At 67.8% G+C, this 26,427-nt stretch carries 21 protein-coding genes; 6 read left to right on the forward strand and 15 right to left on the reverse strand.

What is annotated here, in order from left to right; genetic code table 11:
- Positions 1-14 precede the first annotated feature (14 nt).
- The 7 genes from OR600_RS06870 to OR600_RS06900 all read right to left on the reverse strand — a co-directional run bounded on the left by OR600_RS06870 (position 15) and on the right by OR600_RS06900 (position 5,885).
- Positions 15-902: a dihydrodipicolinate synthase family protein gene (locus tag OR600_RS06870; protein WP_135978955.1), complete on the reverse strand. Its 888-nt coding sequence runs from the start codon at positions 900-902 to the stop codon at positions 15-17.
- A 72-nt stretch (positions 903-974) separates the two neighbouring features.
- Positions 975-1,430, reverse strand: a complete 456-nt coding sequence (locus OR600_RS06875; protein ID WP_135978808.1) for an RbsD/FucU family protein — start codon at positions 1,428-1,430, stop codon at positions 975-977.
- Positions 1,431-1,439: 9 nt separating this feature from the next.
- Entirely contained in the window at positions 1,440-2,261 is an 822-nt protein-coding gene (locus tag OR600_RS06880) for an amidohydrolase family protein (protein WP_265590892.1), read from the reverse strand.
- 1 nt (position 2,262) lies between these two features.
- Positions 2,263-3,558 carry a sugar MFS transporter gene (locus OR600_RS06885; RefSeq protein WP_251173137.1) on the reverse strand — a complete coding sequence of 432 codons (1,296 nt, stop codon included), beginning with the start codon at positions 3,556-3,558 and terminating at the stop codon, positions 2,263-2,265.
- Positions 3,559-3,570: 12 nt separating this feature from the next.
- Positions 3,571-4,362 carry an SDR family oxidoreductase gene (locus tag OR600_RS06890; RefSeq protein WP_204407300.1) on the reverse strand — a complete coding sequence of 264 codons (792 nt, stop codon included), beginning with the start codon at positions 4,360-4,362 and terminating at the stop codon, positions 3,571-3,573.
- Between the two features lie 58 nt (positions 4,363-4,420).
- Positions 4,421-5,590, reverse strand: coding sequence for a UxaA family hydrolase (locus tag OR600_RS06895; protein WP_135978804.1), 1,170 nt, complete (start codon positions 5,588-5,590; stop codon positions 4,421-4,423).
- Positions 5,583-5,885 carry a UxaA family hydrolase gene (locus OR600_RS06900; protein WP_135978803.1) on the reverse strand — a complete coding sequence of 101 codons (303 nt, stop codon included), beginning with the start codon at positions 5,883-5,885 and terminating at the stop codon, positions 5,583-5,585. Before OR600_RS06900 ends, OR600_RS06895 begins: the two co-directional genes overlap by 8 nt.
- 254 nt (positions 5,886-6,139) lie before the next feature.
- Between OR600_RS06900 and OR600_RS06905 the strand changes: the two genes are divergently transcribed.
- The 5 genes from OR600_RS06905 to OR600_RS06925 all read left to right on the forward strand — a co-directional run bounded on the left by OR600_RS06905 (position 6,140) and on the right by OR600_RS06925 (position 12,701).
- Entirely contained in the window at positions 6,140-6,901 is a 762-nt protein-coding gene (locus tag OR600_RS06905) for an IclR family transcriptional regulator (RefSeq protein ID WP_135978802.1), read from the forward strand.
- A 184-nt stretch (positions 6,902-7,085) separates the two neighbouring features.
- Positions 7,086-7,529 carry a MarR family winged helix-turn-helix transcriptional regulator gene (locus OR600_RS06910; protein WP_135978801.1) on the forward strand — a complete coding sequence of 148 codons (444 nt, stop codon included), beginning with the start codon at positions 7,086-7,088 and terminating at the stop codon, positions 7,527-7,529.
- Positions 7,522-9,300 (forward strand): ABC transporter ATP-binding protein, encoded by a 1,779-nt coding sequence (locus OR600_RS06915; RefSeq protein WP_135978800.1) that lies wholly within the window; start codon positions 7,522-7,524, stop codon positions 9,298-9,300. Before OR600_RS06910 ends, OR600_RS06915 begins: the two co-directional genes overlap by 8 nt.
- The gene (locus OR600_RS06920; RefSeq protein ID WP_373871645.1) at positions 9,293-11,203 is read left to right on the forward strand and encodes an ABC transporter ATP-binding protein; all 1,911 of its coding nucleotides are present in this window, start codon (positions 9,293-9,295) and stop codon (positions 11,201-11,203) included. The genes OR600_RS06915 and OR600_RS06920 overlap by 8 nt, the downstream gene beginning before the upstream one ends.
- A 652-nt stretch (positions 11,204-11,855) precedes the next feature.
- Positions 11,856-12,701, forward strand: coding sequence for a histidinol-phosphatase HisJ family protein (locus tag OR600_RS06925; protein ID WP_135978799.1), 846 nt, complete (start codon positions 11,856-11,858; stop codon positions 12,699-12,701).
- Here the strand turns inward: OR600_RS06925 and OR600_RS06930 are convergent.
- The gene (locus OR600_RS06930; RefSeq protein WP_265590893.1) at positions 12,698-13,921 is read right to left on the reverse strand and encodes a sensor histidine kinase; all 1,224 of its coding nucleotides are present in this window, start codon (positions 13,919-13,921) and stop codon (positions 12,698-12,700) included. The two genes, OR600_RS06925 and OR600_RS06930, sit on opposite strands and share 4 nt — an antisense overlap.
- A complete protein-coding gene (locus tag OR600_RS06935; RefSeq protein ID WP_135978797.1) occupies positions 13,914-14,594 on the reverse strand; it encodes a response regulator transcription factor in 681 nt (226 codons plus the stop codon). Before OR600_RS06935 ends, OR600_RS06930 begins: the two co-directional genes overlap by 8 nt.
- Positions 14,595-14,853: 259 nt before the next feature.
- Between OR600_RS06935 and OR600_RS06940 the strand changes: the two genes are divergently transcribed.
- A complete protein-coding gene (locus OR600_RS06940) occupies positions 14,854-17,916 on the forward strand; it encodes a DUF4422 domain-containing protein (protein WP_265590894.1) in 3,063 nt (1,020 codons plus the stop codon).
- 102 nt (positions 17,917-18,018) lie between these two features.
- Here the strand turns inward: OR600_RS06940 and OR600_RS06945 are convergent, their stop codons facing one another.
- The 6 genes from OR600_RS06945 to OR600_RS06970 form a co-directional block, all read right to left on the reverse strand.
- On the reverse strand, positions 18,019-20,034 hold the full coding sequence (locus tag OR600_RS06945; RefSeq protein ID WP_265590895.1) for a DUF6541 family protein: 2,016 nt from the start codon (positions 20,032-20,034) through the stop codon (positions 18,019-18,021).
- Between the two features lie 16 nt (positions 20,035-20,050).
- Positions 20,051-22,273, reverse strand: coding sequence for a DUF6541 family protein (locus OR600_RS06950; protein WP_265590896.1), 2,223 nt, complete (start codon positions 22,271-22,273; stop codon positions 20,051-20,053).
- A 3-nt stretch (positions 22,274-22,276) separates the two neighbouring features.
- Positions 22,277-23,395, reverse strand: coding sequence for an acyltransferase (locus tag OR600_RS06955; RefSeq protein WP_265590897.1), 1,119 nt, complete (start codon positions 23,393-23,395; stop codon positions 22,277-22,279).
- Between the two features lie 70 nt (positions 23,396-23,465).
- Positions 23,466-25,187: an ABC1 kinase family protein gene (locus OR600_RS06960; protein WP_265590898.1), complete on the reverse strand. Its 1,722-nt coding sequence runs from the start codon at positions 25,185-25,187 to the stop codon at positions 23,466-23,468.
- A gap of 6 nt (positions 25,188-25,193) precedes the next feature.
- Positions 25,194-25,595, reverse strand: coding sequence for a phasin family protein (locus OR600_RS06965; protein WP_135978791.1), 402 nt, complete (start codon positions 25,593-25,595; stop codon positions 25,194-25,196).
- A 31-nt stretch (positions 25,596-25,626) separates the two neighbouring features.
- Positions 25,627-26,328 (reverse strand): HAD family hydrolase, encoded by a 702-nt coding sequence (locus OR600_RS06970; protein WP_251164104.1) that lies wholly within the window; start codon positions 26,326-26,328, stop codon positions 25,627-25,629.
- Positions 26,329-26,427 lie beyond the last annotated feature (99 nt).

The following is a 26,427-nucleotide window of genomic DNA, read 5'->3' on the forward strand; positions in this document are numbered from 1 at the left end:
CCGCCTGCTGGCTTTTACCGGCTGACGCCGAGGATGGAGGCGATGCGCTCCATCTGGGCGTCGTCGAGCTGGACTGCGGGGTCGAAGATTCGGGTGGAGATGGGCAGCCCCTCCACGGCCACGGCCCCCTTCACGGCCGACACGAACAGGTCCGCGCACCCGTAGACCGCCATGTAGCGCGAGATCTTCTGGGAGCACGCGAACGCCTCGGCGAGGTCCCCCGCCTTGTAGGCCTTGTCCATCCTGGAGAACACCTCGGGCACGGCGTTGGTGAGGCCGCAGAGCACGCCGTTGCCGCCGGAGGAGCGGTTGGCGAGGTAGTACTCGTCGAAGCCGGAGAGGACCGAGAACTCGGGGTTCACGGCCCTGACCGCGCCGATCACCTCGCGGGTGTGGCTGATGCAGTCCACGGTGTCCTTGATGCCGCAGATGGCGGGGTGGCGGGCGGCGAGGGAAGCGACGAGGTCGGGGGTGAGGTCGGTGCCGGTGCGTGCCGGGAAGTTGTAGAGGACCACCGGCAGGTCCTGGGCCTCGGCGATGGCCCCGAAATAGCGCTCGGCGCACTGCGGGCTCGGCCCGAAGTAGTAGGGCGACACCGCGAGCACGGCGTCGGCGCCGGAGCGCGCGGCATGGCGGGACAGCTCGAGGACGTTGGAGAAGGTGGTGTCGCCCACGCCCACGAACACCTTCATGCGCCCGGCCGCTCTCTCCACGGCAAAGGACACGGCCCGCTTCTTGTCCTCAAGGCTCACCGAGTAGAACTCGCCTATGGACCCGAACAGGAGGACGCCGTCGATCCCGGCCTCGGCCAGGTGGTCGATGTGGCGCCCCCAGAGGTCGAGGTCGAGGTTGCCCTCGTCGTCGGTCACGGTGACCGAGGGGCAGAACACGCCGTCGAACATCTAATCGCTCCTTTCATGGGCGTGCCGGGCCCCGGGGCCCGGCACGCCTCGCACATGGTTCGGTCGCCGGCCCTAGGCCAGCTCCTCGCTCTCGTAGACCACGCCCTTCTGCACGATCACGTTGGCGTACTGGGCGCGCTCGCCGGTTGCCACCACCACATAGGCCCGGGAGGCGGCCTCGTAGAAGGGGAACCGGTCGATGCGGCCCACCGCCTCGGCTCCGCGCCCGTCTGCGGCGGCGACGATCCTGTCGTAGACGTCCCACACGGGCGTCTCCACCGTGTCGCCCGGGACCTTCTCCATGAGGGTGACGGGCTTCTCGACGTACTGGTCGAGGGGCACGAGCCTCAGGACGGCCTCGAGCAGCTCGGGCACACCGTGGCCGTCGCAGCGGACCACGAGGGTGTCCCTGCCCACCGACTCGGCGGGGAAGTTGGCGTCGGCGAGGACGAGGGTGTCGCCGTGGCCCATCTCGTCCAAGGCGCGCAGCAGCTCGGGCCCGATGATGGCGGGGATTCCTTTGAGCATGGTCACTCCTTAGTCCAGCGCAGCCGGGTCGATGCCGTAGCAGGCGCAGGCGTTGTCGCAGAAGAAGCGCCCGTCGTCGCCGAAGGCCTCGCGCAGGCGAGCGAAGTGCTCGGCGAAGTCGCCGTACATGGAGACGACGGGCCAGTTGGAGGCGTAGAGCAGGCGGTCGGCGCGAAAGGTCTCGCGCACGAAGCCCAGGAGCTCCCGGCAGAAGCCGGCGTCGGCCGTCGGGAACCCCGACACCTTGACGTAGAGGTTCGGCAGGTCGGCAAAGCCGGCCATGACGTCGCGCCAGGCGTCGTCGAAGGTGTCGGGGGTCACGTTGCCGAGGTGGTTAAGCACGACGGTCTCCTCGGGCACCTGGGAGAAGGCCCGGAGGGCGTCGGGGAGCTCGGCCGTGCGGCTGCACGACTCGAAGGGCAGCCCGGCCGCGGCGAGCACCCGCAGCCCCTCGAGGAACCCTGGCTCGAGACAGCGGCGGGGAGGCTCGGAGTCGATGTGGAGGGGCTCGCGGACACCCGCCGCGAAGACCGGCAGGCGCATCCAGGGCTCCACCCGGGTGCGCAGCATCGCGGCGAGGAGCTTGGGGTCGTCGGCCATGCGGTCCCACACGAGCCGGTCCTCGAGGGCCGGGTCGTCGCCGTCGACCTCGACATAGACGCCGCCGACGAAGTCCACGCCGGGAAGCCCGGCATAGGCGGCCTCGAGGTCAGACAGGTCATAGGTGCACGTGATGGAGCCGTCGGTGCCCTCGAGCCAGGGGAGGTTCTGGCAGGAGAGGTCCCACACGTGGAAGTGGGCGTCTATAACGCGCAGTCCCTTGTCGGCCATCTCAGCTCGCCTCCAATCCGATGCGGGAGCCCCTGAAGCCGTACCAGGCCACGAAGGCCAGGGAGGGCACGGCGATGATCATGGCGAAGGTCTGGCTGCCGGTCATGTCGATGAGGGCGCCCGCCAGGAGCGGCACGAGGGCGCCACCCACGATGGACATGACGAGGGCCGACGAGCAGGTCTTGGCCGCGGCGCCGTTGAGCCCCCGCAGGGTGAGGGAGAACACCGTGGGGTAACCGATGGACATGAACAGGAAGGCCAGGATGAGGGCCACCACCGACACCGGGCCAAGGCCCAGGAAGCACACGAGGAACAGCACGGCCGCGGCCCCCATGTAGACGCCGAGCATCTTGCCGGCGTCGAAGCGGGCGAGCAGGGGAACCGAGACGAAGCGGCCCACGGTGAACAGCAGCGAGAGCACCGAGAGGAGCATGGCGGCCTGGGCGGCGGTCATGCCCTGCCACTGGTCGAGGGCGATGCCGGAGAACAGCGACATGCCGATGGTCTGGACGCCCACGTAGAGGAACTCTGCGGCGACGCCGAGGGCCACGTGGGGCCGGCGCACGACCCGGGCGAAGGAGGCCTCCCTGTCGTGGACCTCGGAGCCGTCGGCCTCGTCGCCCGGGGGCACGGGCAGCTTCACGAACACGAACACGGCGAGCAGCACCGCGAGCACGACGCCGATGACGATGTAGACGGTGCGCATGTTGGCGAGGAAGTCGACCTTGGCCGCGTCGAAGCCGGGGTTGCCCGCGGCCACGGTGACGCCGAGGATCTGGGCCAGGATGAGCGGCCCCACGATGCTTCCCACGCCGTTGAAGCCCTGGGCGAGGTTGAGACGCATGGCCTCGTGCCTCTCGTCACCGAGCTTGGTGATGTAGGGGTTGCAGTTGGCCTCGAGGCTCGAGGCGCCGGCCGCCACCACGAACATCGACACGAGGAAGAGGGCGAAGCTCGCGGCGTTGGTGGCGGGGACCGTGATGAAGGAGCCCACCACGAAGAGGGCAAGACCGAGGACGACGCCGCCCTTGTAGCCGTAGCGGCGGGCCACCAGGGAGGCCGGCACGGCCATGATGAAGTAGGCGCCGTAGTAGGCCACCTGGAGCAGCGACGCCTCGGTGGCGGAGAGCTCGAGGTAGTTGGCCATGGGGCTGTTGAGGCCGTTCACCAGGTTCATGGTGAGGCCCCAGACGAAGAAGAGCGAGGTGACGAGGGCGATGGCCACCACAGCCTTGGAGCCGCGGCGCTCGCCGACGGCGTCCTTGGGACCGGTGGCCTTGGGGGCGGGTTCTGCCATGGGTCCCCTCCCCTAGTCCAGGGCGCGGTCGAGGTGGACGTAGCCGCCGTCGACGTGGAGCCACTGGCCGGTGGTGTGGCTGGAACGGTCGGAGAGCAGGAAGACGCAGGCGTCGGCGATCTCCTCCACCGAGGTCATGCGGTGCTCCAGGGGAATCTTGTCGGTGATCGTTCTGAGGCGGGCCTGCTGGGCCTCCTCGTCGCCGAAGGTCTTGATCCAGTTGGCGTAGAGGGGGGTCCAGGCCTCGGCCACCACGATGGCGTTCACGCGCACGTTGTCCTTGGCGAAGGCGGCGGCCCACTCGCGGGTGAGGCCGAGGATCGCGCCCTTGGCGGCGGCATAGGCGCTCGTCTTGCCCTGGCCGGTGAGGGCGGTCTTGGAGGAGATGTTGACGATGGCGCCCTTGGACTCCTTGAGGTAGGGGCAGCACTCGTGGACGAGCTCGTAGTAGTGGGTGAGGTTGCCGTGGATCGACTCCTCGAACTCGCGCCAGGTGGTGGTCTCGACGTCCTTGTTGTCGTTCTTGCCGGCGTTGTTCACCACGCCGTCGATGTGGCCGTACTTGGCGTAGACCTCGTCGACGATGGGCTTGATGGCGTCGTCGTCGTTGAGGTCGATGAAGTAGACCTCGAACCGGTCGGTGACCTCCTTGAGCTCGGCGACGAACTCGTCCTCCACGCCGTCCTTGCGGTTGAGGACGACCGGCACCGCCCCCTCGCGGGCCAGCTGGAACACGATGCCCTTGCCAATCCCCTTGAAGCCGCCGGTGACGAAGACGACCTTGTCCTTGAGATGCAGGTCCATGACGAAAGCTCCCTTCCTTGCCCGGCGCCGCCGGGCGTCCTTGCCGGTCCCCCGGCGTTTACATGTAGTTGCAGAGATGGGGCAGGGCCGTCTCGGTGTAGCCGATGGCCTCGGCGCAGGTGAGGCGCCCGCTGCAGACCTCAACGAGGTCGTCGACCATGGCGTCGCGCAGCTGCTCCATGGTCTCGGGGCCGTAGATGGTGGCCGAGGCGTCGAAGTCGGTGTTGTCGGCCATGGCGCGGGCCGTCTCGCGGTTGGCAGTGAGGCGGAAGACCGGCGCCATGGCGTTGCCCGTGGGAGTGCCCCGGCCGGTGGAGAAGACCACCAGCTGGCAGCCGCCGGCCACAAGCCCGGAGATGGAGGTCGGGTCGTTGCCGGGGGTGTCCATGATCACGAGGCCCTCGTGGGCCTTGAGCTGGTCGGCGTAGGGGTAGACCGCGTTGATGGGGCTGTGGCCCCCCTTGTGGATGCAGCCGAGCGACTTCTCCTCGAGGGTGGTGAGGCCACCCGCGATGTTGCCGGGGCTGGGGTTTCCCTGGCGCATCTCGGCGCCGAACATGTGCACGTACTCCTCGTAGTCCTTGACGATCCCGAGGATCCGGGAGGCCACCTCCGGCGTGGCGGCCCGGCGGGCCAGGATCTGCTCGGCGCCGAAGAACTCGCTCGTCTCGCAGAGCACCGAGGTGCCGCCTTGGGCGACGAGCCAGTCCGAGACCTCCCCGATGAGGGGGTTGGACCCCAGGCCGCTGGTGGTGTCGGAGCCGCCGCAGTTGGTGCCCAGGACCAGCTCCGAGATGTCGCAGGGCTCGCGCCGCTCGGAGGCGGCCCGCTCCGCCAGCCTGCCGGCGATGCGGGTGCCCTCCTCAACGGCGCGGATGGAACCGCCCACCTGCTGGATCACGAGGGTCTCGACGGGCTTGTCGGTGCGCTCGCGGATGGCCTCTACCACGAGGTCGTTCTGGCACCCCTCGCACCCCAGGGACACGGCCAGCACCGAGCTCACGTTGGGGTTGGCGGCGAACCCGGCCATGGTGTCCATGGTGACCTGCTGGTCGGCGGGCACCTGGGAGCACCCGTTCTGGTTGTGGAACGAGACGCAGCCCTCCACGTTGCGGGCGATGCGCTCGGTGGTGTCGGAGGCGCAGATGCTCGTGGGCAGCACGAGCACGTGGTTGCGGATGCCCACCCGACCGTCGGGGCGACGGTAGCCGTCGAAGACCCTACTCATTGCCGACCTCCTCGGCTCGCAGTCCATCGGTGGAGACGCAGTTGTGGGTGTGGACGTGCTCACCGGCGGCGATGTCGCAGGTGGCCACCCCGATGTACTCGCCGTACTTGACCACGTTCTCGCCCTTGGGGATGGGCGTTCGGGCGACCTTGTGGTACAGGGGCACCGTCTCGACGCAGTCGAGGCGGCCGGTCTCGCCGGTGCGGGTGACGTAGCAGACCTCGGTGCCGGCTTCGAGGGGCTCTATGGCAACGACGACGTTGTCCTTCTGGTCGATGAGGACGGCGTTGCGCATGGGTTACCTCCTTCGTGGGATCGGGGGTGGGCGGTGTTCGTACGACTGTTGCCGTACGCTTGTTGTTCGTATATACGAACTATGTTCGCTATTACGATTGCTATACTAGGAAGCCGTCGAGACGCCGAAGACGCGGTTCCGCCGGCTCTGCCACGAGCGGGCGTGTTTTCTCCGCGAACGGCAGTTCAGGGCAAAAATCGGTTTATATGTATATAGACTGAATATAGGTTGGGCAGCTGAGGGCAGGAGGATCCATGGCCGAGGAGACCGCCGCGGCACCGCATCGGGCCACGGCACGTGTGCTCGAGGTGCTCTCCCTCCTGGCGGCCCACGACGAGGGGCTGTCGTTCTCGGAGCTCTGCCGAGCCGTCGGCGCCCCCAAGGGGAGCCTCTTCCCCATCCTCAAGACCATGGTCGACATGCGCTTCCTCTCCCTCGACGCCGCCACGGGACGCTACCGCATGGGACCCATGACCGCCATGTGCGGGCGGGCCTTCGAGCGCGGCGACGGGACGTTCCGCCTCCTCGACGAGTGCGCCCGCGGCGTGGTGGCGGCCTGCGGGGAGACCTGCCAGGTGGGCTGCCGCGACGGGTCCCGGGTTCGCTACCTGCTGCGGGTGGACTCCCCGCAGGCCGTGCGCCTGGCGAGCGCCCCGGGGGCCACCCTGCCGCTCTACAGCACGGCCATCGGCAAGGCCCTGCTGTCCGCCATGGACGACGGGGAGGTCGACGCCCTGGTGCCGACCCCTTGGGAGCGGCTCACCGACGAGACCCTCGACTCCCCGGACCAACTCCACGCAGAGCTCGACGAGGTGAGGGCCGGCGGCTTCGCCTTCGACCGGGGGGAGACGAGCGAGGGGGTCGTCTGCATCGCCCTGCCGGTACACGAGGCGGGGAGGGTCGCCTGGGGCATCGGGGTGACCACGCCGAGCTTCCGTTTCGACGCCGCGAAGGGCCGCCTGATCGAGGATGTGCTCGCCAAGGCCCGCGACGGCCTCGAGGCCCTCCTGGCCTGACCTTCGGCCCGCCCCGGGCCGCCCGCCGCAGCCCATGGGCGCCGTGCGGCCGCCCCTTTCAGGCCCCGCACCCTCCTATGAACAAACTTTGGTCCCGAACCATTCGGTACCTTGCAATATCAGTTCCAGGGGACTAGTATCCTTAGGCCACATCGTGAAGACCTGAGGAGGTGTCTGGAAACCCATGGACAACGTCGAGGCGCACCGCATCGACTCCACCTTGCTCGACATCAAGTGCCTGGGCCACTACCTGTACTTTCATGGAAGAGGCGTCTCGGGAAAGCCCCAGATCCTCTGCGCCCTCTTCGAGAGCGGGGGCGTCAAGACCCAGCGGGAGCTCGGCGACCGCTTCGGCATCAAGGCCAGCTCCCTCTCGGAGGTCCTGGCCAAGATGGAGGCCTGCGGCTACGTGGTCAGGACCCGCGACGCCGACGACAGCCGCAAGCTCATCGTGAAGCTCACCGAGGCGGGGGCCGCCGAGGCCGAGGCCGAGATCGCGCGCCGGGACCGGTTCAGGGCATGGAGCCTCTCCTGCCTCTCCCCCACCGAGCAGGAGCAGCTGCAGGGGCTGCTCGACCGGGTGCTCGACCACTGGAAGCAGAAAGACTGGAAGGAGCTGGATGATTAAAAGACTGGCCAAGAGCCTGCGCGAGTACAAGCGGGCGGCCATAGCCACGCCCATCCTCGTCACGGGCGAGGTGGTCATCGAGGTGCTGATCCCCTTCGTGACCGCCAACCTCATCGACGCGATCAATACCGGGGCCCAGGTGACCTCCATCCTGCAGGCCGGCCTGGTGCTGCTGGTCATGGCCGTGGCCTCCCTGGCCTTTGGCACGGCGGCGGGCATCACCTGCTCCCGGGCCGCCGCGGGCTTCGCCAAGAACCTGCGCAAGGACATGTTCTACAACATCCAGACCTTCTCCTTCGCCACCATCGACCGGTTCTCCACCCCGTCGCTGGTCACCCGCATGACCACCGACGTCACCAACGTGCAGATGTCGTTCATGATGATCGTCCGCACCGCCATCCGTGCCCCCATGATGATCGTGTTCGCCCTGGTCATGGCCTTCGTCATGGCGGGCGACATGGCGTGGGTCTACGTCTACGTCACCATCCCGCTGGCCTTCGGCCTGTTCCTCGTGATCCGCCGCGTGCTGCCCATCTTCCGCCGCGTCTTCCGCAAGTACGACGCCCTCAACGAGTCGGTGGAGGAGAACGTCTCGGGCATGCGCGTGGTCAAGAGCTTCGTGCGCGAGGACTTCGAGATGGAGAAGTTCGGCGTGGCCGCCAAGGACGTCCAGGCCGACTTCACCCGCGCCGAGAAGCTGCTCGCCCTCAACGGCCCGATGATGAACCTGGCCGTGGCCGTCATCTTCGTGAGCGTGATCTACTTCGCCTCCTACACCATCGTGTCCACGAGCGGCACCGTGATGAACGTCGGCCAGTTCTCGTCGCTGTTCACCTACGGCTTCATGATCCTCATGAGCCTCATGATGTTCTCCATGATCTTCGCCATGATCGCCATGTCCATGGAGAGCGCCCGCCGCATCGACGAGGTGCTCCAGGCCGAGACCACCATCCACGACCCGGCAGACCCCGTCCGCGAGGTGGCCGACGGCTCCATCGACTTCGACGGCGTCGACTTCTCCTATTCCGAAAGCAGCGAGCTCCCCGCCCTCCACGGCATCGACCTGCACATCGGGAGCGGCGAGACCATCGGCATCATCGGCGGCACCGGCTCCGCCAAGTCCACCCTCGTGCAGCTGATCCCGCGCCTCTACGACGTCACGGAGGGCACGCTCAAGGTGGGCGGCGTCGACGTGCGCGACTACGACCTCGACACCCTGCGCCACGCCGTGTCCATGGTGCTCCAGAAGAACGTGCTGTTCAGCGGCACCATCGCCGACAACCTGCGCTGGGGCAACCCCGACGCCACCATGGACCAGGTGATCGAGGCCTGCCGCCTGGCCCAGGCCGACGAGTTCGTGGAGCGCTTCCCCGACGGCTACGACACCTACATCGAGCAGGGCGGCACCAACGTCTCCGGCGGCCAGAAGCAGCGCCTCTGCATCGCCCGGGCGCTGCTCGCCCGGCCCAAGGTCCTCATCCTCGACGACTCCACGAGCGCCGTGGACACCAAGACCGACGCCCTCATCCGCGAGGGCTTCAAGAGTTTCATCCCCGAGACCACCAAGATCATCATCGCCCAGCGCACCAGCTCGGTTAAGGACGCCGACCGCATCGTGGTCATGGACCGGGGCACCATCGCCGACGTGGGCACCCACGAGGAGCTGCTGCGCCGCTCCCCCATCTACCGCGAGGTGTACATGTCGCAGAACAAGCAGTCCCACGACGAGAAGATCGAGGACATCGACCGAAAGGAGGCCAAGCGTGGCTAAGCAGACCATGCAGGCGAAGCGCCCCGGCGTCAAACCGGCGGTCATCCTGCGCGTGTTCAAGTCGCTGTTCCGGTTCTATCCCGTGCTCATGCCCATCGTGTTCGTGTGCCTGCTCATCAACGCACTCACCAACGCGGCCCCGGCCATCTTCATGCAGCAGGCCCTGGCCGTGGTGGGGCGCTGCTGGCCAACCGGGGACTGGGAGTCCGCCGCGGGCCCCATCGGCCAGATCACCCTCTCCCTGGCCGGCATCTACCTCGTGGGCCTCGTCGCCAACTTCACCTGGAACCGCCTCATGGCCATCATCTGCCAGGGCAGCCTCGAGAAGTTCCGCGAGGAGATGTTCGACCACATGGAGACCCTGCCCATCCGCTACTTCGACACCCACGCCCACGGCGACATCATGTCGTTCTACACCAACGACATCGACGCCCTGCGCCAGATGATCTCCCAGTCGCTGCCCCAGATCACCATGACCTGCCTGGTGCTCGTCTCGGTCTTCTTCATCATGCTGTGGTACTCGCTGTGGATGACCATCGTCGTGGTGGCGGGCACCGCCCTGATGGCCCTGTCCTCCAAGGCCCTCGCCGGGCGCTCCGCCCGGTTCTTCCTGGCCCAGCAGCGCGCCATCGCCGCCGTCGAGGGCCACGTGGAGGAGATCATGAACGGCGAGCGCGTGGTGCAGGTCTTCTGCCACCAGCGCGAGTGCGAGGCCGACTTCGACCAGTACAACGAGCGCCTCTTCGACGCGAGCCGCAAGGCCAACACGTTCGCCAACATCCTCGCCCCCATCCTCATGAACATGGGCAACGTCATCTACGTGGTGGTGGCCGTGGTGGCCGGCATCCTCCTGGCCCTCGACGTGCCCAGCGTCTCCATCTCGGGGTCGGCCTTCACCATCGCCATCGCCGTGCCCTTCCTCAACATGACCAAGCAGTTCGCCGGCCAGATCGGCCAGATCTCCCAACAGGTGAACCCCGTGGTCATGGGTATGGCCGGCGCCGAGCGCGTCTTCACCCTCATCGACGAGGAGCCCGAGACCGACGACGGCTACGTCGAGCTGGTGAACGTGCGCATGGTCGACGGCAAGCTCTCCGAGGCCGGGGAGCGCACGGGCATGTGGGCCTGGAAGCACCCCCACCACAGCGGCGAGGTCACCTACACCCCGCTGGCCGGGGACGTGCGCTTCCACGACGTGGACTTCGGCTACACCCCCGACCACACCGTGCTCCACGACGTCTCCCTCTACGCCAAGCCGGGCCAGAAGGTGGCCTTCGTGGGCGCCACCGGTGCCGGCAAGACCACCATCACCAACCTCATCAACCGCTTCTACGACATCGCCGACGGCAAGATCCGCTACGACGGCATCAACATCAACAAGATCCGCAAGGGCGACCTGCGCCGCTCCCTGGGCATCGTGCTCCAGGACGTGAACCTGTTCACCGGCACGGTGCTCGACAACATCCGCTACGGCCGGCTCAACGCCTCCGACGAGGAGTGCTTCGACGCCGCCAAGCTGGCCGGGGCCGACGACTTCATCCGCCGCCTGCCCCAGGGCTACGACACCCTGCTCACCGACAACGGCTCCCAGCTCTCCCAGGGCCAGCGCCAGCTGATCTCCATCGCCCGCGCCGCCGTGGCGGACCCGCCCGTCATGATCCTCGACGAGGCCACGAGCTCCATCGACACCCGCACCGAGGCCATCGTACAGCGCGGCATGGACGCCCTCATGAAGGGTCGCACCACCTTCGTCATCGCCCACCGCCTCTCGACGGTGCGCAACTCCGACGTGATCATCGTGCTGGACCACGGCCGCATCATCGAGCGCGGCAGCCACGACGAGCTCATCGCCAAGAAGGGCACCTACTACCAGCTCTATACCGGCGCCTTCGAGCTGGAGTAGGGGCGCTCCCTTCCGGTTGTCCGGGGAGGGGCTCATGCATCAACGGGAGTCACTTCGAGGGCCTGTGCATCTTCGGATGCACAGGCCCTCTCAGGAGGACTCCCTAACGATGCATGAGCCCCTCCCCTGCTTTGGCGAGAGCCCCTGTCGCGACGGCGCCGGTGCCGACCTCGCATTGACGCCCTTTACCACTTTTTTGTTGGAAGGCGCCGCTGCATGCGGGGGTTCGGGGGCTGATGCCGTCCGGAACCGGCTGCAGGCCGCGACGGCCGCCTTGTTGAAGGGGCCGCCCGTCCGAAAGCCATGCCAGATGGAGCGGTCGCCACGTTGAAGCGACTGACCGTCCGGATGCGGTCGCGGGCCGGGGTGGCTACCGTGCTGGAGAGACGGAGCGCCCGGGAGCGGTTCCGGGCGGGGGCGGTTTCTCGGCTGAGGCCGCAACGCCGTCCTGGAGGGGCCGCAGGCGGCGTTTTCCCGCCCGGGAGCGGTTGCGGGCGAAGGTGGTTTCCCGCTTGATTGAAGTGCCCCGCCCGGAACCGGTTGCGGGCGGATGGCCTGTGTCCCCACCCCGCCCCCTGAAACCCTAGACTGGTCGGGGACGCCCGGACCCGTCACACCACCGCCGCCCCGTAGAACCGCAAAGGAGGCTGCCATGCTTGCCGACTTCCACGTCCACACCGAGTTCTCCGACGACTCCGTCTACCCGATGGAGCAGGTGGCCGCAGACGCCTTCCGCCTGAACCTGGACGCCCTGTGCTTTTGCGACCATGTGGACTACGGCGTGAAGCCCGATGCCGGCGAGCCCTGCGACCGATTCGACCCCGACAACGGCAAGCCCGTCACTAACGTGGACTACGCCCGCTACTTTCCAGAGGTAGAGCGCGTACGAGCGCTCTTTGACGGGCGGCTGACGATACGGGCCGGGCTGGAGCTGGGCGTGCAGCGCCACACGGTGGCCCGGTACGAGGCCGTACTGGACCACTGGGGCGACCGCTTGGACTTTTGCCTGCTGTCCATCCATCAGGTGGAAGACAGAGAGTTCTGGAACGGCGACTACCAAAAGGGACGCGACCAAGACGCCGTCCACCGCGACTACTACGACGAGATGCTGGCCGTCATGGACGCCTTCGACGGCTATGACTCCGTCGCCCACTTGGACCTCATGCGCCGCTATGACCCCTTTGGGCCCGTGCCCTTCGAGCGGGTCCGAGACCAGGTGGCCGCCGTGCTCGAGCACGTCATCGCCCACGGGAAGGCCATCGAGCTCAACACGTCGTCCTGGCGCTACGGCCTCGACGACACCATGCCGTCCTCAGATGTTTTCAGGCTCTACCGCGACCTCGGCGGCACGCTCTTGACCCTGGGCTCCGACTCCCACCGGCCCTCGCACCTGGGCTCCTACCTGCGGGTGGGCCAGCGGATGCTCCGCGACCTGGGCTTCACGGAGTTCGTCACCTACGAGCGGCGCGTGCCCACGGCGCACCCCCTGGCCTTCTAAGCCCGCGCCCCCTTGGCCGGCAGCCACACCGTCACGGTGAAGGCGTTGGCGCCGTCGGCCCCCGGGCCCTGGGTGGCCCGGACGGTGCCGCCGTGGGCCCCCACGATACCGGCCGCCTGGGCGAGGCCTATGCCAAAGCCGCCGGTCTCCCGGGACCGCGCCTCGTCGGGCCGGTAGAAGCGGTCGAACACGCGCCCCAGCGCCTCCGGGTCCAGCGGCTCGGCAGGGTTGGACACCCGGAGCTCGGCGCCGCGGCGCACCCGGGCCAGGGAGAGAGTCACCTCGCCGCCGGGCAGCGCGTACTTAACGGCGTTGTCGAGCAGCACGGAGAGCAGGGTCCCCACGGCGCGGGGGTCGGCCTCCACGGACACGCCCGGCTCCACCTCGGCGCGGAGCCCGTGGCCCTCCACCGAGGCGAAGTCCGCCAGGTCGTCGGCCACCCCCGCCACGAGGGACGAGAGGTCCACGCGCTCCCGGACGGCGGCGCCCTCGTCCTCCAAGCGCGAGAGGACCACGAGGTCGTCCACGAGGCGCGCCAGCGAGTGCGCCTGCCGCGAGGCCTTCTCGATCCAGCGGTTCTCCCCCACCTCCATCTCCAGCACGCGGAGGCTCGTCACGATGACGGTGACGGGCGTCTTGAGTTCGTGGGAGGCGTCGGTGACGAAGCGCTGCTGCCGCTGGGCCGCCTGCACGAGGGGGTCGATGGCCCGGGCCGAGAAGAGCCGCACGAACAGGTAGACGAGGAGGTCGGCCGCCGCGCCCACGGCCACCGTGGCGAGCGCCGTGGTCTCGAGCGACGCCAGGCCGCCCCGGCAGTCGAGGAAGACGGCGGTGCGGCGCTGGCCGTCCTCGGTCACGAGGCAGCGGTAGCCGTCGTACCAGCTGAAGCCCGGCGACGCCGCCGAGGCCCGGCGGGCGAAGGCAACGACGTCCGCGGCGGTGACGGTCGCGACGTGGGAGAGGTCCGTGCCCACGGCGGTGCCGTCGGGGCCCACCTCCACCACGAAGTACCTGGCGGAGAAGGGCGTCTCGGGGTCGAGCCCCGCCGTGCCGCGCGGGATGGTGCCCCCGTTGGCAGCGATGACGGAGAGCACGTGGTCGGCGCGGGCGCACACGCCGTAGAGGCCGGCGCCGCTGATGGCCAGGCCCACGAGCACGATGACCACGGTGGCGGCGGCCATGGCCACGGCGACGAAGCGTCGACGCAGCCGCTCAATCACCGGCGGCCTCCCGGAGGGTGTAGCCGAGCCCCCGGATGGCCACGATGGACACCGAGGAACCCAGGGACGCCAGCTTCTTGCGCACGTTGGAGATGTGCACCCAGACGACGTTGACCTCCGCCTCGGCGTCCCAGCCCCACACGCGCTCGAGGATCTGCTCGGCGGGCGTCACCGCCCCCGGCGCCGCCATGAGCAGCTCCATCACCTGGAACTCCCGGCGCGACAGCTGCACGGAGCGGACGCCGCACGACAGCACGGAGCCGTCGAGGTCCAGCACGAGGTCGCCGAAGGACGCGGTGCGCGGCTGCCAGGGACCGCGGCGTCGCAGCATGGCGCGCACGCGGGAGAGGAGCTCGTCGGGCGAGAACGGCTTGGGCAGGTAGTCGTCGGCACCGGCGTCAAAGCCTTCGATGCGGTCGCGTGTGGCGCCCTTGGCCGTAAGCATCATTACCGGTGTGTCCACACCGGCGTCGCGGAGGCGCCGCAGCACCTCGATGCCGTCCATGGCCGGCATCATGACGTCGAGCACGATGCCGTCGTAGGCGCCGGAGAGCCCGTGGTCGAGGGCCGTGCGGCCGTCGCCCACCACCTCCACGGCGAAGTTGTTGCGCTCGAGGAACACGCCGAGCACCTCGGCGAGGTCGCGGTCGTCCTCTGCCACCAGCAGACGCATGGCACCCCCCTCTTTGCACTGCATGATGTCTTTACGCCCAATCATGGCATGGCGATTGTGCGCCATCGGCCTCAAGCGGGCCTCAAGGATCGCGCCCGCTCCGCCGCGCGCCGGACTTCAGCGCCGCGCCGCAACGCTAGACAGGCACAGTGGACCGTCAGGTTATGGACGTTTGCGGCACGTATGCGCCAAGCCCGTGCGACCGGCCACAATGGAACCTGTGACCTCACTGTGCCTCGACCGTCTCCTTGGAGGAGCCATGCCCCGTTTCTCTATCGTCATCCCGGCCTACAACGTGGAGGCCTATCTCGAGCAGTGCCTCGACAGCCTTTTGGCCCAGACCTTCGGCGACTGGGAGGCCGTGGTGGTGGACGACGCGAGCCCCGACGGCTCCGGCGCCGTCGCCGACCGCCTCGCCGCTTCCGACCCGAGGATAACGGTTGTCCACAAGGCGGCGAACGAGGGTACGCACCTTGCCCGGCGCACCGGCATGGAGCGCTGTTGCGGCGAGTACACCGTGTTCCTTGACGGCGACGACTCCCTCAAACCCGACTGCCTTGCCCTTCTTGACGAGGCGCTCTCGGCCGACCCCGTGGACTCCATTCACTGTGGCCTTGTCGCCCAGGCAGCCGGGTCCACGTCCGACGAGGCCGCCAAAGCCTTCGAGCGCTTCAACAACGAGGGCGAAGGCACCCTTGCCCGCCAGGAGCTCCTCACCCAGGTCTTCTTTGAGAGGGGTGGCTATCGCCGGGACTGGCGCGTCACCAACCATGCCTACAAAACCGAGGCGCTCAAGCGCGCCTTTGAGGCGATGACGCCCGAACGCCTCGATCGGGCGGAGGACGCCTACGAGTACCTGGTCATCTGCTCCGTCATCGAGCAGGAGGCCACCCGCAACGACATCCTCGGCTATGTCTACAACCTGGGCCGTGGCATCATCAACTACGACCGGCTCACGCCCGAGGCCTATGCCCGCGAGGCGGCCCAGTGCCAGGCCTGCATCGACGCGTCTGTCGACTTCGCCCGCATGTCGGGAGACGAGGCCTTGGCGGAGGCGGCGTCCGGCGCCAAGGTGAAGCTCGCCGAGATCGTCACCAACGACTGGCAGAACCGCGTCGCCCCCGAAGACCAGGCCAAGGCGGCCGAGCTCATCGCCTCCGTGCTCGGCCCCAACGAGGTTGCCGCAAACCTCGCGCGGCTCGCACGCGACGGCGCCTACCGTCTGTGGGATACCGACGTCTCGCTGGCTGACGACCCGTCGGTGGAGCGCACCTTCAACCTCGCCTTGGAGCTCTCCGACACGGCACACGTCGCCGACGACGCCCGGGCACGCCTTGACGCCGCCGTCGCCGCCGCCGCCAGCCACATCGGCGATTTGCGCCGCCGCGATGCGGAGCGCGCCGAGCGGGACCTCCTGGCCGACTACGACGCCCAGAAGGTGCGCATCCTCGTCTCGGCCCACCGCGACTTCGCCCGCTTTGACGCCAAGAGCCTCCAGATGATCCAGGTGGGCTGCGCCGTCAACGGGGGCCGCCTGCCCGACATGCTCCACGACGACGAGGGCGACAACGACTCCGGGCTCAACAAGATGCTCTGCGAGATGACGGCCCAGTACTGGGCCTGGAAGCACGTGACCGACGCCGAGTACGTGGGCTTCTGCCACTACCGCCGCTACTTCAACTTCTCCGACACCCGCTACGAGGAGAACGGCTGGGGCGAGGTCATGGCCGGCACCATCGACGAGGCCGCCCAGAGGAGGTTCGGCCTCGACGACGCCTCCATCGCCCGGGCGATCGAGGGCTACGACATCGTCACCGCCCCCATGCAGGACATCCGCTCCCTCCCTGCCCCCTACACCACGCCGGCCGAGCAGTACGCCGACGCCCCCAAGCTCCACATCGACGACCTTATCCTGTGCGGCGAGGTCGTCAAGGAGCTCCACCCCGACTACGCCCAGGACGTGGACGCCTACCTCAACGGCCACACCTCGTGCTTCTGCAACATGTACATCATGCGCACGGAGCTGTTCCGCGAGTACGCCGAGTGGGTGTTCCCCATCCTCGACCGCTGCATCGACGCCATCGACTTCTCCCACTACTCCGTGGAGGGCGTGCGCACCCCGGGACACCTTGCCGAGCGCCTGCTCAACATCTACCTGATCCACGGAGAGCGCGTGGGCCGCGGCTGGAAGACCAAGGAGCTCCAGGTGGTGCACTTCCAGGACCCGGCACCCCGCCCGGCCCCGCGGCCCCTCCCCCTGGAGACGCCCGTACGCTCCACCATCCCGGTGGTCTTTGCCGCCGACAACAACTACGTGCCCATGGTGTCCACCACCATCGTCTCGATGCTCGAGAACGCGGACCCCGCCTACCGCTACGACGTCATCGTGCTCACGAGCGACATCTCCGGCGAGAACCGCGCCGAGATGGGCGCCGTGATGGCCCGCTACCCCCATGCCCACCTGCGCTTCCTCGACGTGGCAGACATCGTCGAGAAGTACGACCTCACCACGAGCAACGCCCACATCTCCAACGAGACCTACTACCGCTTCCTGATCCAGGAGCTGCTCCCCTTCTACACCAAGGTGCTCTACCTCGACTCCGACCTCGTGGTCACCGGAGACGTGGCCGAGCTCTACCACACCGACGTCACCGGCAACCTACTGGCCGCCGCCCGCGACGTCGACTTCCTCGGCAACCTCAACATGCCCGACGGCAAGCGCATGGCCTATGCCGAGGACGTCCTCGGGATGCGCGACCCCTACGACTACTTCCAGGCCGGCGTGCTGCTGCTCAACACCGGGGAGATGCGGCAGTTCATGAGCATGGAGCAGTGGCTCGAGGCCGCGTCGGACCCCACCCTCATCTACAACGACCAGGACGTGCTCAACCGCTGCTGCGAGGGGCGCGTGACCTACCTCGACAACGCCTGGAACGTGATGATCGACTGCGATGGCCGCATCGGGCGCATCTTCTCGTTTGCCCCGGCACCTGTATTCGACGCCTTCCTGCGCGCCCGCGGCAACGCCCTCGTCACCCATTACGCCGGGTTCCAGAAGCCTTGGACCATGGTGGGTTGCGACAAGGCCGAGCTCTACTGGGAGTACGCCCGCAAGACGCCGTTCTACGAGCGCCTCATCGCCCAGCTGGCCGCCGCGGTGACCCACGTCGACCTCGGTGGCAAGCGCATCTCCTGGCAACCGCCCAAGGCGATCGGCGAGAACAACCCCATCCGCAAGCTCGTTGACCCCATCATGCCCTACGGCACGCGCCGTCGCGAGGTCATGAAGTCCATCGGGCGCACGGTGCGCGGACTGAACTAAGGCGCCCATAAAGCCAGGCACACGAAGGCGGGCCCCTCGGCAGAGGGGCCCGCCTTTTCCTTGGAACGGAAGGCGTTCCGCCATCACACGGGCAGCCTCGGTTCAGCCGAGCGCCTCGATGCGGTAGAGGCGCATGTCGCCTTCGGAAAGCACCTCGGTAAAGCCCGGCGTGGTCGGGCCCACGGCGTCGATGCCCGCCCAGTTGTCGTGGCGGTAGGTGTGGTACATGCCGGCACCGTCGAGGTTGCCCTGATCGAGCTGCAGGACATAGTGAGCACCCGTCTCGGCCACTGCCCGCTGGACCTCCGGGTCGGCGGCATAGCGGTCGAGGTGCTCACGAAGCTCGGGGTGGGCGTCCGAGTCGCGCTTCCAGAGCACGTCGAGGTCATCGAGACCGTAGAGCAGGCAGCTCCCGTCATCTGGCACGTTGAGCACCACGGCATCTCCCACCTCGGCCTTGACCCGTGCCGCAAAGGCGCGCTCGTCCGCAGGCAGCACGCGGTCGAGATTTTGCACCGTGGCACGGGCCACGCGGTCCTCCCAGTAGCCGAACGCGCCCACGTGGTCTCCCGCCCCGTAGACCGCGACCGCGGGCGCGAGGACCATGGCGGAGAAAAGGCCGGCCAAGGCCAGCGACGAGGCCCATCGGGCCACGCACCCAAACTCCCGACGTCCCACCAGCACAGACCACGCGCGGTCGAGGAAGACGGGCACCACGGCCATAGAGGCAACGACGACGAGCGCCCCCATGCGCAGGGGCTCGGTGTACCAGAACCCCGAGAGCAGGTGCTTGAGGAGCCCCTCCGAGGAGGCCGTGGCCACATACCCTGCGGCGAAGATGGCGTAGGGGGCGACGAGCCATCGGAAGCGCCTCTCGGCGAGGCAAACGACGAGCCCCAGGGCCACGGCCGCGCCCAGAAGCGGCTGGGCCACATCGGCCGCGGAGGGCGAGAGGAGCAGGAGGTTCGCCATGGCCTGCTCGGGCGAGGCGAAGGCGTCCCACTGGTAGTGGACGAGCGACTGCAGAAACGGCAGCTTGTAGCAGACTGCCCAGAGGACGACCGCACAGGCCGCCACCACGGCCGCCTCCCGGCGCCTTGCGGCCTGAAACAGCGAGAAGCAGGCGTAGGAGACCCCAAAGACCCCGAGGGCAAAGACAGCGCTCGTCTGCGAGAGGGCCAGCGTCACAAAGGCGATGGCGAGGAGCACAGACAGGGTGCCGAGCCCTGTGCCGCGCCCCGCGAGAAACCGGGAGTCCGCCCGGCGCGTCCCGTCCGTCGCCGTCTCGGCACCCGTCAGGTCGTCGACGAAGGCCATGGCCACGGCAACCGCGGCGGGAAGCAGGGCCATGGAGAGCACCACGGGATACCACGTGCCACCCACGACGCACGAGACCGGGAAGGCCGCGAACATGACCGGCACCAAGCACCCCATGGCCAGGAGCCGCGGGCGACGCCCATAGAGCCGCTCGAAAAAGACCAAGGTGGAGAGGGGCAGCACCAAGCCGCACACGAAGAGGATCGACCCGTTCGTGGCCGCCACCACGTCGGTGCCTACAAGCTCCATGGCAAGGGTCGCCACCACATGCCAGGCGGCCGGGTAGAACGACGGCGCCCCCTGCAGGACAGTCCCCTCCCCCGCCGCCCGGTAGATGCCCTGGGACACCGACGACAGGTCACCCGAGGCAGCCATGGCATGGACGAGGTTGACGTGGTAGACGCCGTCATAGCCTTGAATGAGGTCGTAGGCGCCGGCCATGGGGGCAAAGAGCACGCGCCAGGTCACGACGAGGCCGCAGGCGCCGTACAGCGCGGCGATGATCCAAGGAGCCAAGTCGCGGCCCTCTGGACGGCGAAGGGATGGCCGGGTGTCCTCCAACCCCCGTGCGCACCGCGCGGCCAGAAGCACGCCGAGCAGGGCGGCCGGCACGAAGACCATAGTCACCGGGTTTCCCGGAACCGAGAGCAAGCCGTAGACGGTACCCAAGGCCGCCAGCAGCCCGTAGGATCCCAAAGGTGCCAGCAGCAGGGTCTTGAGCCGGCAGCCGAGCAGGGGCGCCAGCGCCAGGAAGCCCAGGCCGTAGACCACCACCGCCTCGACGAGGCAGACCTTGAGCACGCAGATCACGCTCCTCTCAGAAGACCGTTCGAGCCGGGGCCTCTCCTGCGCCGGCGGCGTCGGAGGCCCCGTCGCGACCGGGCCCCTGGCTCTTCTCGGCGGCCTGCTCCTTGGCCACAGGCATGGGCTCAATGGCATAGAGGGCCATGTTGCCGTCGGAGAGCACCAGCTTAAAGCCCGGCGTATCGGGCGTGACAGAGGCGATGCCCACCCAGTCTTCCGGCCGGTTGCGCTCGTAGTCGGCGTAGTTGGCACCCTCGGGCCCCTTGACCGAAAGCTGCAGCACATACTTGGCGCCAGTCTCCTCCACAGCCTTCTGGACCTCGGGGCTCTCGGCATACTCGTTGAGACGGAGCCTCAAGGCCTGGCTCGTCTCAGAGTCCGGTCCTGTGAGCTCGCGCTTGTAGAACACGTTGGCGTCGTCGATGGGGTAGGCGTACATGGAGCCGTCGAGAGGGATGTTGAGGATGAGGTCGTCGTGACCGGTTATGGCGACGACCCTCCGCATGAAGCCCGCATCGTCCTTGCGATAGAACAGCGCATGATAGGGGTCGGAGACCCACTGAAGCTCCCACTCCTGCCAGGCGAACGCCCCACCGGGAAGGTCTTCGGACGGGCTGAGGTAAGGACGGCCCTCGTCCTTTGGATAGGAGCTGACGGCCAGGGCCTCGCCGTAGTTGCCAGCGGAGAAAGCGGCGCAGACAACGGCCGCAACGGCCCACGGGACCGCCTTGGGAAGCGTGCACTCGCCCCTGCGCCCCCAAGCCTTTCTAAGAAGCGCCGTCACACCGCTGAACAGCGCATAGAGGCCAAAGGCGGCCACGATGGAGGCCCATAGGCCCACAAGGGCGGCCGTCCGGTCGGGATCGGTGTAGAAGAAGCCGGCAAAGATGCGCTTGACCGTGGGCGAGCCTGCCGCGTTTCCAAGGAAGATCGCGGCAAAGACCCCATAGGCCAAGGCGATCCAACCCCGGCCCCTGTGGGTGACGCACCAGACGAGGCCCACGGCGACCATGGCGGCCAGCACAGGCTGCTCCACCGGGATGCGAAGCCCCAGAAGCACCAGCTGCACAAAGGCGTCGCCAACGGGCAAGGTCCACTCCCACAGAAAGCCGACGGCAGACGCGAACGGGGGAGATACAAGGCAGGCGAGCCAGACGCTCAAGCAAACGACAAGAATGCCCGCCTCGGCGCCCACGAACAAGAGCACCGAGGTGAAGCGGCGCGGCAGCGTGCGCGCCCATGCCGGCACCACGCGGCCCATGAGAAAGCACGAGGCAGCCAATGCGCAGGCGATGACCGCATTGGGATGAAGGTCCACAAGGCCCGCCACAGAAACGAGGAGCAGCGCCAAAGGAGCCGCAGAGACACCCACCGCAGGCTCCTCTCCCCCGTCGTCCACGGGAAAAGCGGCCACCAAGAGGGCGCAAACAAGCGGGATGCAGCAGAACGCGACGACGTTGGGATAGTTTTGGTGGACCACGAGCGCCCGCAGAGGGAAAGCGTAGCTGGCCCCGCAGGCGACGGAACCCAAAAGAACCGCCTTTTGATTGCCGCTGGTCACCTGCGCGAGCAGGACGCACACCCCCAGGGGAAAGACCGCCGCCGTGAAAACCGCGTTGACGGCGTTTTGCACCACGGCGATGGCTCCCACGCCGGAGGCGAGCACCAAGGCGGCAACGTTGTGATAGGCCGACGGGTAAAACGACGCGGGGGCAGAGAAACCCGACGTTCCAGGCGGAAGCGGCGACTGGTTGGCGAGCACGTTGGAGCCGTACATGACGGAGCGCACGGGCGATGTGGACGCACCGTCCACCATGGCCTTGATGCTCGTGAGATGTGCGGAGTTGTCGTTGTACTGGAGGAACCAGCCGAGCCCCCCGGAGTTTCTCGCAAACAGGATGAGGAACAAGACGCTGCCCACGGCCACATAGACTGCCATGACCCACAGCGCAGGCTGCTCGATGGCAGGGTGCCAGCCCGTTTTGTGACGGACGGCCCAGGCCACGGCCGAGGCCACGGCCGCGACGCCGAGCACGCCTGCGCCAAGCGGGAGCACGCCGTCCACTGACAGCGCTCCCAGCCCAAGGCTCACGGCAAAGTACAGGAACAGGCTCGTGCCCGGGGCCACGCATATCGACGCGCGCCACCCCAGGCCAAAGGACGTGCACAGAAGAAAGCCAGGGACCACGACCGCAGCAAGAGCGAGCAAAAACGCAAGAACGAAGGATACGCCCACGCCCTATCGCCTCCCTGCGGCAGCGAGGCGCCTCAAACCGCCCTTGAGTGTGCCCCATGCCGTGCACCAAACCACAGAGAGGGCCATCGCCACGGCGAACACCACGAGGCCACGGACCACCGTGTCCTGCAGCCACCCGTACCCAGGCCAGAAGAGCCTGTGGCCGATCCAGTTGATGACGGGCATCTGAATGAGGTAGACGCCAAGGGACGCCCCGGAAAGGGCCACGAGCACGCTCAGCCCCCGCCCTTTGAGGCGCGAGAAGCGCGGCTCCAACGCCATCGCTCCCATGAACACCGACGCCGCCTGCACCATGCACAACGGCGAGGCGATGGAGATCCAATAGGGGTCGTAAGCACCGGGAACGGCATTGAAGCCCACGAAGCCGTTGGAGGCCGCCGACACCAGGGCCATAGCCGCGGTGGAGACGGCGTAGACGGCCGCCGAGGCCTGCCATGGCACTGGGAAACCCTCGGGCCTGTTCACATAGCGGGCCAGGTAGAAGCCGCCCACGTAGTACAAGAGCGCCACGTTGGCGAAGGCGCCCCAGCCAAAGAGCGGGTCGAGGTAGGAACGGTCGAACCCGAGGGCCGCCGCAAGGGGGAGGAGCACCGCCGACACGGCACAGCACGCCAGAAGGTATTCCAAAAGGCGCTTGCGCCCGGCGGCAAGAGAGAGCAGGGGCGTAAGAATGTACAGGTAGATAATGGTATAGAGGAACCAGTAGGTGTCGTTTACCGTATTGGACAACACCCCTTTGACAAACCCTTTGACGGAGAGGGTGGCCCCTTCCGCGCCCCAAAAGTCGCCGGGAAACAGCCCGTAGGCCAGATAGCACACGGCGCTGCCAAAGAGCAGGGCCACGCCCACCCGGCGCACCCTCTTTACAAAGAACGTGCGCGTGTCGTACTTGGACCGGTAGTCCAAAAGGTTCATACCGCTCACGGCAAAGAACACCGGCACGGCAAAGATGAAGGCCGCCTGCAAGAAGAACGAGGCAAACCACTTGGGGTCCCCGCCCGCCCGGGGCGAGAAGACATCCAAGGACACGTGGAGCATCACCACCGCGAACGCGGCGAGGACGTTGAGCACGTACACAAAGACAAGGCGCTTTTTAGCCATGGGTTAGCAGGCGTCCTTCCGACAGCCGTATGAACGGACGACGACACCCATCGATGTCGACAGCTAAATCCTATCGTTTGCGCTTGCGGTCATGCTTGAGGATGTCGTGGACCATGTAGACGGAGAGCGATATGGCCAGCACGTACCCGAGGAAGCCCAGCAGCGGCACGCCCAGGACCGTGAAGCTCGCGCCGGCGAAGTAGATGATGGAACTGCCCACGAGCAGGCCCGCGATGATGATGCCCAGGGTGAGGCGGTCCGCGATGTGCGAGAGGTCCTCGATGGGGTCCTGGGACCCGGAGAAGTCCAGGTTGAGCTTGAGCTGGCCGCGGGTGAGCATGTCGGTGACGAGCCCCGCCTGCCCCATGGCCTCGAGCGCCCCGTGGAGCGCCTTGTGGCCCTCCAGGGCGAGCGTCCGGGCCTCGTCCCTCGCCATGGCGCGCAGGTCCTGGCTGTCGCGCACGTGGTTCTCCACGATCTCGATCATGGAGACGCCGGGCAGGAACTCGTCCACCACGCCCTCGAGGGTCACGAGCCCGCGGGCGATCATGGTCATGGCGCCCGGCAGCTCGATGGAGTAGGTGCGTGCCAGCTGGATGAGGTCCGAGAGGAACTGCCCCAGGTTGAGCTCCTCGAGGCTCATGGACCCGTAGGTGTCCACGATGGCGTCGAGCTCGGCGAGGAGCGCACCGTGGTCGATGTCGGCCCCGCTCGCGCGGTTCTCGGAGAGCTCCAGAAGCCCCTGCTTGAGCTTGGGCGAGCTGTGCTCGGCCACGGCCGTGAGCATGGAGCGCAGGATGCCGCGGTAGTAGGTGGAGAGGTGCCCGGCCATGCCCCAGTCGATGAACACGATCCTCCGGTCGGCCACCATGATGTTGCCGGGGTGCGGGTCGGCGTGGAAGAAGCCGTCGTCGAGCACCTGCTTGGCGTAGTTCTCCACGAGCTTGGTGCCGATCTCCACGAGGTCGTAGCCCTCGGCCTCGATCTCCTTGGGCTTGGAGATGGTGGGGCCGGCCACGTAGTCCATCACGAGCACGTGGGCCGTGCACAGGCGCATGTGGGGCGCGGGCGCCGTGACGTATCGGACCGAGGCGTTCTCGGCCCGGAACTCCTGGAGGTTGCGCGCCTCCACGAGGAAGTCGGTCTCCTCGTTGAAGCTGTCCCAGAGCTCACCCACCACGGCCTTGAGATCGAGGAACTGGTCCCCGCCCATGAAGGGCGCCACGTGGCGCACCACGGTGCGCATGATCTCGATGTCCTGGCCCATGACCTCGCGCACCCGGGGGCGCTGGACCTTCACGGCCACGTCCTCGCCAGTGCGAAGCGTGGCGCGGTGCACCTGGGCGATGGAGGCGCTTCCGAGGGGCGTCTCGTCGACGTGGGAGAAGACCTCCCCCACCGGGCGGCCGTACTCGTGCTCAAGCACCTCCACCACCGTCTGGTAGCCCATGGGCTCCACGTCGGTGCGGAGCTTCTCGAGCTCGCGGCAGAAGCTCTCGGGGAGGATCTCGGAGCGCATGGAGAGGATCTGGCCGGCCTTCACGAAGGTGGGGCCCAGGTCCTCCAGCATGGCCACGAGCTTCTGGGGCGTGAGGCCCCGGAGGATGTCGTAGCGGCGCAGGATGGCGAAGATCTCGCGCAGGCGGCGGTGGCGCGCGCGGGCCGACAGGTCGCCGGTGCCCACCACCCGCTCGCCGAACAGGCCGATGACGACCTCCTGCGAGCCGGATGCCGAGAGGTCGGCGTCGACCTGCTCGGCATCCAATGAGATCTTCCTCGAGTCCTCCGCCATGGGTCCTTAGTCCTCGTCGACCTCGATGGCGTCGGCCTCCACTGCCTCGGCGGCGTCGTCGGCGTCGGCCGCGGCCTCGTCGGAGGCCTCCTGGGCCTTGGCCTCGATGTCGTCGGCCATGGAGCGCACGTTGGCCACGAACTCGGCGCGCTGCTCGGGCGTCATGTTCTTGAGGTGGGTCTTGATGAGGTTCTCGGTGGTCTCGTTGACCACGCCGGCCGCCTTCTGGCTGAGCTCCTCGTTCACCACCTTGCCCTGCTGGACGGTGAGCTCGCCCTTCTTGACGAGGTCGTCGACCACCTGGCCGGCCCTCTCGCCGACGATGGCCGCTGCCCCGACGCCCGCCAGGAACACGTTGTGGGCGATGTCGCCCAGGCCCTCGATGGGGTTCTTCCGATCGTCTGCCATGGTCCTCTCCTTATGCCGTCGTGAGACCTGTTTAAAGAAGCTTACCCGTCCCCCGCCCGAGCAAAACGTCGGATAGGGCGGCCACAGAGTCGACGACGCACTGCGCGCCGGCCTCCCAGAGCTCGTCGGCGGTCCCGGCGCCGTAGGCCACGCCCAGGGCAAGGACGCCGTTGGCGCGGGCCCCCTCCATGTCGTTTTTGCGATCGCCCACCATGACGGCCTGATCGGGCGCAAGCCCGAGCTCGGCGAGGGCCGCGGCCACAAGCCGGGCCTTGGTCGTGGGCGTGTCGTCGGCCTTTCCCATCACAAGCCCGAAGCGGTCCAAGTAGCCGTGGGCCTCGGCCCCCGCCGAGGCGAGCGACGTCAGCTTGCAGGTGACCACCGCCGCCGTGCGCCCCTGGGCGCGAAGCGCGTCCAAAAGCCCCACGATGCCCGGGTAGGGGGCGCAGGCCTCGGGGCCCTGCTCGCGGTAGAGCTCGCGGTAGCGGGCCGTGACCCACGCGGCGTCCTCCTCGGTGAGGCCGTAGACCTCGGAGAAGGCGCCGGGAAACGCCGGACCGATGATACGGTTGACGTCGCCCACCTCCTCCTCGGTGAGGCCGTAGTCCATGAGGGCGCGGCGCCCCGTGGCGCGGATGGAGTCGATGGTGTTGGCGAGCGTGCCGTCGAAGTCGAAGAAGACGGCGGGGGCCGCGGAGAAGGCCGAGGGGTCGGCGTCGGGGGCGAAGGGCATGGGCGGGACTCCTTTCAATCTGCACCAAGCATAGCGCAGCGGCCGTTCCCCCTCGTTACCACCCGGTGTCAGGGCCGGCCGCGCCGCCGGGGCCCGGGC

The sequence above is a fragment of the Granulimonas faecalis genome, from assembly GCF_022834715.1.
GTDB classification, from domain to species: Bacteria; Actinomycetota; Coriobacteriia; order Coriobacteriales; family Atopobiaceae; genus Granulimonas; species Granulimonas faecalis.

Coding starts and splice junctions, on each gene's coding strand:
- OR600_RS06905 (WP_135978802.1), top strand. CDS start 6,140: ATGGCCGAGGAGACCGCCGCGGCACCGCATCGGGCCACGGCACGTGTG.
- OR600_RS06890 (WP_204407300.1), bottom strand. CDS start 4,362: ATGGACCTGCATCTCAAGGACAAGGTCGTCTTCGTCACCGGCGGCTTC.
- OR600_RS06910 (WP_135978801.1), top strand. CDS start 7,086: ATGGACAACGTCGAGGCGCACCGCATCGACTCCACCTTGCTCGACATC.
- OR600_RS06965 (WP_135978791.1), bottom strand. CDS start 25,595: ATGGCAGACGATCGGAAGAACCCCATCGAGGGCCTGGGCGACATCGCC.
- OR600_RS06900 (WP_135978803.1), bottom strand. CDS start 5,885: ATGCGCAACGCCGTCCTCATCGACCAGAAGGACAACGTCGTCGTTGCC.
- OR600_RS06935 (WP_135978797.1), bottom strand. CDS start 14,594: ATGCGTCTGCTGGTGGCAGAGGACGACCGCGACCTCGCCGAGGTGCTC.
- OR600_RS06875 (WP_135978808.1), bottom strand. CDS start 1,430: ATGCTCAAAGGAATCCCCGCCATCATCGGGCCCGAGCTGCTGCGCGCC.
- OR600_RS06960 (WP_265590898.1), bottom strand. CDS start 25,187: ATGGCGGAGGACTCGAGGAAGATCTCATTGGATGCCGAGCAGGTCGAC.
- OR600_RS06870 (WP_135978955.1), bottom strand. CDS start 902: ATGTTCGACGGCGTGTTCTGCCCCTCGGTCACCGTGACCGACGACGAG.
- OR600_RS06925 (WP_135978799.1), top strand. CDS start 11,856: ATGCTTGCCGACTTCCACGTCCACACCGAGTTCTCCGACGACTCCGTC.
- OR600_RS06970 (WP_251164104.1), bottom strand. CDS start 26,328: ATGCCCTTCGCCCCCGACGCCGACCCCTCGGCCTTCTCCGCGGCCCCC.
- OR600_RS06885 (WP_251173137.1), bottom strand. CDS start 3,558: ATGGCAGAACCCGCCCCCAAGGCCACCGGTCCCAAGGACGCCGTCGGC.
- OR600_RS06895 (WP_135978804.1), bottom strand. CDS start 5,590: ATGAGTAGGGTCTTCGACGGCTACCGTCGCCCCGACGGTCGGGTGGGC.
- OR600_RS06880 (WP_265590892.1), bottom strand. CDS start 2,261: ATGGCCGACAAGGGACTGCGCGTTATAGACGCCCACTTCCACGTGTGG.
- OR600_RS06915 (WP_135978800.1), top strand. CDS start 7,522: ATGATTAAAAGACTGGCCAAGAGCCTGCGCGAGTACAAGCGGGCGGCC.
- OR600_RS06940 (WP_265590894.1), top strand. CDS start 14,854: ATGCCCCGTTTCTCTATCGTCATCCCGGCCTACAACGTGGAGGCCTAT.
- OR600_RS06955 (WP_265590897.1), bottom strand. CDS start 23,395: ATGGCTAAAAAGCGCCTTGTCTTTGTGTACGTGCTCAACGTCCTCGCC.